The organism is Bradyrhizobium sp. UFLA05-112 (genome assembly GCF_053572325.1).
The window spans coordinates 1-6,473 of the sequence record NZ_JBANBK010000169.1; the positions used below are offsets into that span (position 1 = coordinate 1).

Consider the following 6,473-nt stretch of genomic DNA (forward strand, 5'->3'; position numbering starts at 1 on the left):
GGGTGCGGGCGGGCTGGACGGACATTGAAGATTCCGCTTGGGATATTGCAGTTGGATGACGGAGATAACTTAATGTAACTGGCAACGTGAAGCGAGGGTGAGGGGTGGCATGGCGTTAGCGAAGATGAGCGTGGCTGAGGTCGAGCAGTTTCTCCGCGAGGAGTTTCCCCAGGCCTTCAGCGGCGACGACATCACGATCGAGAGCGCCGACGGACAGACAGCGCTGCTGCGCCAGCGCTATAGCGAAAGGATGCTGCGGCCCGGGGGAACCGTGTCGGGGCCGACGCTGATGGCGCTTGCCGATTTCGCCATGTACGTGGTGCTGCTGTCTGCGATCGGTCCGATCGGGCTCGCGGTCACCACCAATCTCAACATCAACTTCCTGCGCAAGGGTCAGCCGGGGCAGGATGTGCTGGCAGAGGCCCGGCTTTTGAAGCTCGGCAAGCGCCTCGCGGTCGGGGAGGTCAATCTGCTCTCGGGCACGTCGCCGGATCCGATTGCCCATGTCACGTCCACCTATTCCATTCCAAATGTTTGAGGTTTTTCGAGGTAATATAGCACCTTATTTTTAAGATACTGATTTTACTTACTTAATTTCTCTTGCCGGGCATTGACCGCTGCGCGCCACTTCTCTAGAAACCGCGCAGTCCGGCGCGTCGTTCGCGCCGTCATCTCCCCGTCCACGGAAATCAGATATGAAAACCTTTTCGGCAAAGCCCGCCGAGGTGACGAAGAAGTGGGTGCTGATCGACGCCAAGGGTCTGGTCGTCGGCCGCCTCGCCACCATCGTTGCCATGCGGCTGCGCGGCAAGCACCTCCCGACCTACACCCCGCACGTTGATTGCGGCGACAACGTCATCATCATCAACGCCCAGCACGCGGTGCTGACCGGTCGCAAGCGCGAGCAGAAGACCTACTACAAGCACACCGGCTATGTCGGCCATGTCAAGGAGCGCACCGCGCGCCAGATCCTCGAAGGCCGTCACCCCGAGCGCGTGCTCGAGAAGGCCGTCGAGCGCATGATCCCGCGTGGTCCGCTCGGTCGCGTCCAGATGGGCAACCTCCGCGTCTATGGCGGGGCCGATCATCCGCACGAGGCGCAGAGCCCGGAAAAGATCGACATCGCCAAGTTGAACCGCAAGAACACGAGGGCCGCATAACATGGCCGAATCCATCCAGTCGCTCGACCAGCTCTCGCAGCTCAAGACGGCCGCTCCCGAGGCGCCCAAGCACGAGAAGAAGGTCGACAAGCTCAATCGCGCCTATGCCACCGGCAAGCGCAAGGACGCTGTCGCCCGCGTGTGGATCAAGCCGGGCGCCGGCAAGGTCACGGTCAACTCGCGCGAGGTCGAGGTCTATTTCGCCCGTCCCGTGCTGCGCATGATGATCGAGCAGCCGTTCTCCGTGGCCCAGCGTTCCGGCCAGTACGACGTGATCTGCACCGTCGCCGGCGGCGGTCTCTCCGGCCAGGCCGGCGCAGTCCGCCACGGCATCTCGAAGGCGCTGACGCATTTCGAGCCGGAGCTGCGTACCGTGCTCAAGAAGGGCGGCTTCCTGACCCGCGACTCCCGTGTGGTCGAGCGCAAGAAGTACGGCAAGGCAAAGGCCCGCCGGTCCTTCCAGTTCTCCAAGCGCTAACCGCTTCGATAAAATTCGTCGCGAAAGCGGCTTCAATGAAATGCAAAAGGGCGCCGAATTCGGCGCCCTTTTGTTGTTCGTTTGTATGCAAATTGAGCCGGTGTTTTCCCGAAAAGTTGCGTCTGCATGAAAACCTGAATGGAACCCGGCAAGACCTAACGTTGCCGCTGGAAGGGCACGCGATCGGGCTGATCGCGTATTGGCTGGTTTCTAAAGGGGGCTGACATGATGTCGCTCGATAGCATCACGCTATACCTGGTTGCCACGATGGTAGCCGCACTGCTCGGCGCCATGATGGTGTTCTTCGGCAGGCAAGAGAAAAGTCCCGCGCTGAAATGGTGGGGTACTGCCTATCTCCTTGGCGCGGCTTCCGTCGCGCTTTGGACGGCCGCCGGCGACAAGCTTGGCGCGCAGCTCTATCTCGCGCTGAACGCCGTCGGCTTCGTCGCCTGCGGCATGGTCTGGAACGCCGCGCGCGTGTTCCACGGCCGCAAGCCGAACTGGCCCGGACTTCTGTTCGGTGCGCTCGGCTGGGCTGCCGCGGTGACGCTGCTCGATCCGGCTGCCGCGACGCTGCGCATGTTGATCGGCGCCGGCATCGTCTCGGTCTACGCAGCGCTGACCGCGGGCGAGCTATGGTCCGAGCGACGCAAGAGCCTGCAGCGAAGCTGGCCGGTCTTCGCCGTGCCGATCATGCACGGCTGCGTGCTGATGATGCCGATCCTGATCGGCGGCTTCCTGCGGCCGAACGATCCGCACTTCTCTACCAGCATCTGGGTCACGGTGTTCGCGGTCGAACTCATCCTCTACGCCGTCGGCACCGTGTTCGTGATCTTCATGCTGGTGTCCGAGCGCACGGTGACCGCACACAAGACCGCTGCATCGATGGACCCGCTGACCGGCATGTTCAATCGGCGCGGCTTTGCGGAAGCCTGCTCGCGCGTCATCGAGCGCGAGGCCAAGGCGGGGCGGCCGGTGACCGTCATGATCTTCGACATCGACCACTTCAAGTCGATCAACGACCGCTTCGGTCACCCCGCGGGCGACGAGATGCTCAAGCTTTTCTCGACCGTCGTGACCACCAATCTGCGTATCTCCGACCTGTCGGGCCGGATCGGCGGCGAGGAGTTCGCGGCGCTGTTGCCGTGCTCGCTGGAAGAGGGCGTGCTGGTCGCCGAGCGCGTGCGCGAGGCGTTCGAGACATCGGGCATCGTCGTCGACGAGGGCCCGGTCGACACCACCGTCAGCATCGGCGTTGCCGGTGGTCCGGCCGGCACCGAGCTCGAGGTGCTGCTGGCTGCCGCCGACACCGCGCTCTACCAGGCCAAGCGAGGCGGCCGCAATCGCGTCGAGGCCGCTGAAGAGCTGCCGCTGTCGCTGGAGAACTGGCGCCGTCAGACTGCCGCGCGGCTCCCGGTGCCACGACCGGCGACGGCCTGAGACGCGAAGGGAGCTTGCGGTAAGGCGCTGTTTACCATTCGACCGCTACCATCGTGGTCATGGAGACGATCCGTCAACAGACCTCACAAGCGGCTCTTGTGTCGCTCGAAGCGGCCGCGGCATCTGCGCGCGGCGGCTTTGGCTGCATCTTCTCGACATCGGACGAATACGAGACGGCGCTGATCACCGAGCGCCGCGCTCAGGGCCGCTACGCGCAGAATCGCGACCATCGACCGATCACACTCTTTGTCGCCTGCGCACTGACGGTGGTCGGCATAGTCCTGTTGTTCGCCTGAAGAGAGCAGTGCGGTTCGGCTGTGACCCCAAGGTGATCGGAAGGCGCCGTTTCGGCGCCTTTTTCTTTTCAGCCGCCTGCGCTAGACACGCCCTGTCAAACAAGAAGGGTGGAAACGATGATCACCGAGATCGCGCAAATCGACGTCAAGCCGGGCAGCGAGAAGGATTTCGAGGCGGCGGTGGCCAAGGCCAAGGCCGCGTTCGGCCGCTCCAAGGGCTTTCATGGCTTCGAGCTGCACAAATCGATCGAGAAACCGCAGCGCTACCGGTTGATGGTGAAGTGGGAGACGCTGGAGAACCACACCGTCGACTTCCGCGGCTCGGAGAACTTTGCCGAATGGCGGGGTCTCGTCGGCCAGTACTTTGCCGCGCCGCCTGAGGTCGAGCACACCAATACGGTGGTGACGACGGCTTGAGCCGTCTCACACCGTCGCGGTCTGCGCCGGCGCCTCATAGCTCTTGAAATGATCCAGCAAAACCTTGGCGATGGCGACCAGCGGGAGCGCGAGCGCCAGGCCCCAGATGCCGAAGACGACACCGAGCAGGATCTGGAACGCGAACAGCGTGGCGGGCGGAATATCGAGCGCCTGCCGCTGCAGGATCGGCGTCAGCACGTAACTCTCCATCGCATGGACGCCGAGAAACAGGATCAGGGCAGAGAGCGCCGCGACCCAGCCTGACGCGATGCTTGCCAGCACCACGATCACGCCGGCGATGATGGCGCCGACCGTCGGGATGAACGCCAAGAGACCCGCCTGGATCCCCAGGATGAACGAGCCGGGGATGCCGATGACGGCAAGTCCGATCCAGGTCACCACGCCGACCGCGAGCATGACGATGATCTGCGCGATCAGCCAGCGCTCCAGCGTCTCGCTGATACCGTCGATGATGACGGTGGCACGCGGGCGATGCCTGGCCGGCGCGATGAACAGGAGCCCGTCGTGATAGACGCTGGGCTGCGCAGCGAAGGCAAGCCCCAGAAACAGCACGATGAAGAAGTTGCCGACGGCGCTGATCGTGCCGAGCAGCAGCTTGAGGGTCTGGCTCACGATCGCCCCGCCGCTGGAGGCCAGCGCACCGGCGCCGGGGAGTCCGGTGCGTGGGGGTGACGCGCCAGGCGCCGTTTCCGAGCCGGACGGCGTCGCGTTCGCGGAGGAGGCGTTGCCAATGTCGAAGAAGCTGGTGTCGATGCCGTGGCTCTCGAGGAAGGCTTTGACGGTAACGAGCTGCGACTTGATGGTGTTGCTGAGCGCGGAGGCCTGCTCGGCGATGGTCGCGCCGCCGAGATAGGCCACCCCCGCGAGCATCGCCGCAAGCACCATGCAGACGATTGCAAGCCGGAGCGGATGCGGCAGGCCGACATGGCGCCCGAGCGCGTTGGTCAGCGCATTGAGGCCGACGCCGAGCAGCATGCCCGTGAAGATCAACAGCAGCGTTGCAGCGAAATACCAGGTGAAGACCAGCCCTGCTGCAAACAGCACGATGCCAATGCCGCCGACCGCGATCGCCCAGGCCAGATCGTTGCGGGTCCGGGATCGTTCATCTGCGGGAATCGTCACATGGTTTCCTTTGCGCGGCCGGCGTGCACGGCACTCTTTCGCGAAATCCCGCTGCGGATCAAGCCGGGGTCGCGTGCCGGTTTGACGCGTCCGCGATCTCGGCTCGCCCGTGCGAACGGCCCCTTTGACAGCCCCTTAGATCCTGCCTCGCGGACCCGGATGGGCCGGTTTGGGCCTCAACTGCGCTTCCAGCGGAGGCATTCAGGCGAAAATAGCATTGCCGTCCCGCGATCCCTTCGGTTGAAATTGTTCCATCCGACGGGCATGTTTGGAGAATCTTCTTCGGCGGGGAGGTCGGAACGGGAGATGAAAAAGCCGGTCGTCGGCGTAATCGGGAATTCCCATCGCGTCGAAAATCGATTCCAGGTCCAGATGGTCGGCGAGCGAAACTTGCGCGCCGTGGCCGAGGTTTCCGGCGGCTTGCCGCTGATGTTTGCGGGTTCGGCAGACATCACCGATATCGGTGCGCTGCTCGATTGCGTTGATGGCATCGTGCTCACCGGCGCCCGCGCCAACGTCCATCCCACGCGCTTCAACGTCGATCCCTGCCAGAAGCACGAGCCCTACGACATCCATCGCGACGAGGTCGCGCTGACGCTCTCGGTCGCCTGCGTTGCCCGCGGCATTCCGCTTTTCGGTATCTGCCGGGGCCTCCAGGAGATGAACGTCGCCTTCGGCGGCTCGCTGCATCCCGAGATCCGCGAAATACCGGGCCGCATGAACCATCGTATGCCCAGGCTCGAGAACGGCGAGATCCATCCTGATCCCACCGTCGTGTTCGCCGATCGCCACGAGGTCGATCTCACCCCCGGTGGCGCCTTCGCCAGAATCCTCGGCTGCGAAAAGATCAAGGTCAATTCGCTGCACGGCCAGGGCATTCTGGAGCCGGGCAAGCGCGTACTGATCGAAGGCGTCGCCGAAGACGGCACCATCGAGGCGATCCGCATCGCGGAAGCCCCGACTTTTGCGCTCGGCGTGCAATGGCACGCGGAATACGACCCGCAGCGCAATCCGATCAACCGGAAGATCTTTCAGGCGTTCGGCGAGGCGCTCGTGGCGCGGCAGCGGGCGACGGCGTAGCCGGTTAGCGCGCGGCGAGGGGCCCTTCTGCCATCGGGGAGCCGTGAATGGCCTCGCATGATCACTACTTCATCAAGGGGGCCGGGGTCTACGACACCCCGCTGCTGTTGCTTCATGGCTCTGGTCGGACCGAGCAGGACATGGTGCCACTTGCCGGCCAGCTTGCGCCGGCCTCGACGGCGGTTGCGGTTCGTGGAGCCCTTCCTTGGGAAGGTGGCTTTGCGTTCTTTCGCCGGTTCGAGGATCGCTCGATCGATGAACGCGATCTCATTGCCCGAGCGGATCGGCTTGCGGACGAAGTGAACCAATTCGGCATGGATTATCGGTTTCCAAAGCCGCCGATTGCCGTCGGTTTTTCGAACGGCGCAATCATGGCGGCTGCTCTAAAGCGTGATGGCATTAAGTTCGATAGCCTGAATTTTTGAGGTAGTTGGCGCATTCCTCGGGGGTGAAGGCATC

9 protein-coding genes are annotated in these 6,473 nt (G+C 63.6%); 8 read left to right on the forward strand and 1 reads right to left on the reverse strand.

What is annotated here, in order from left to right:
• The first annotated feature begins 109 nt into the window (after positions 1–109).
• The 6 genes from SO180_RS41755 to SO180_RS41780 all read left to right on the forward strand — a co-directional run bounded on the left by SO180_RS41755 (position 110) and on the right by SO180_RS41780 (position 3,791).
• Entirely contained in the window at positions 110–538 is a 429-nt protein-coding gene (locus tag SO180_RS41755; protein ID WP_449384595.1) for a PaaI family thioesterase, read from the forward strand.
• 157 nt (positions 539–695) lie between these two features.
• Positions 696–1,160: a 50S ribosomal protein L13 gene (gene rplM / locus SO180_RS41760; RefSeq protein WP_027522853.1), complete on the forward strand. Its 465-nt coding sequence runs from the start codon at positions 696–698 to the stop codon at positions 1,158–1,160.
• Position 1,161: 1 nt separating this feature from the next.
• The gene (gene rpsI, locus SO180_RS41765; RefSeq protein WP_449384596.1) at positions 1,162–1,638 is read left to right on the forward strand and encodes a 30S ribosomal protein S9; all 477 of its coding nucleotides are present in this window, start codon (positions 1,162–1,164) and stop codon (positions 1,636–1,638) included.
• 225 nt (positions 1,639–1,863) lie between these two features.
• Positions 1,864–3,078, forward strand: a complete 1,215-nt coding sequence (locus SO180_RS41770) for a GGDEF domain-containing protein (protein WP_449384597.1) — start codon at positions 1,864–1,866, stop codon at positions 3,076–3,078.
• 59 nt (positions 3,079–3,137) lie between these two features.
• Positions 3,138–3,374: a hypothetical protein gene (locus tag SO180_RS41775; RefSeq protein WP_449384598.1), complete on the forward strand. Its 237-nt coding sequence runs from the start codon at positions 3,138–3,140 to the stop codon at positions 3,372–3,374.
• A 117-nt stretch (positions 3,375–3,491) separates the two neighbouring features.
• Positions 3,492–3,791: an antibiotic biosynthesis monooxygenase family protein gene (locus SO180_RS41780; protein ID WP_449384599.1), complete on the forward strand. Its 300-nt coding sequence runs from the start codon at positions 3,492–3,494 to the stop codon at positions 3,789–3,791.
• 6 nt (positions 3,792–3,797) lie between these two features.
• Here the strand turns inward: SO180_RS41780 and SO180_RS41785 are convergent, their stop codons facing one another.
• Positions 3,798–4,934 (reverse strand): AI-2E family transporter, encoded by a 1,137-nt coding sequence (locus SO180_RS41785; protein WP_449384600.1) that lies wholly within the window; start codon positions 4,932–4,934, stop codon positions 3,798–3,800.
• Between the two features lie 306 nt (positions 4,935–5,240).
• On the opposite strand from SO180_RS41785, the gene SO180_RS41790 reads away from it, so the two are divergent.
• A complete protein-coding gene (locus SO180_RS41790; protein WP_449384601.1) occupies positions 5,241–6,014 on the forward strand; it encodes a gamma-glutamyl-gamma-aminobutyrate hydrolase family protein in 774 nt (257 codons plus the stop codon).
• Positions 6,015–6,061: 47 nt separating this feature from the next.
• Positions 6,062–6,439: an alpha/beta hydrolase gene (locus SO180_RS41795; RefSeq protein ID WP_449384602.1), complete on the forward strand. Its 378-nt coding sequence runs from the start codon at positions 6,062–6,064 to the stop codon at positions 6,437–6,439.
• Positions 6,440–6,473: the final 34 nt, after the last annotated feature.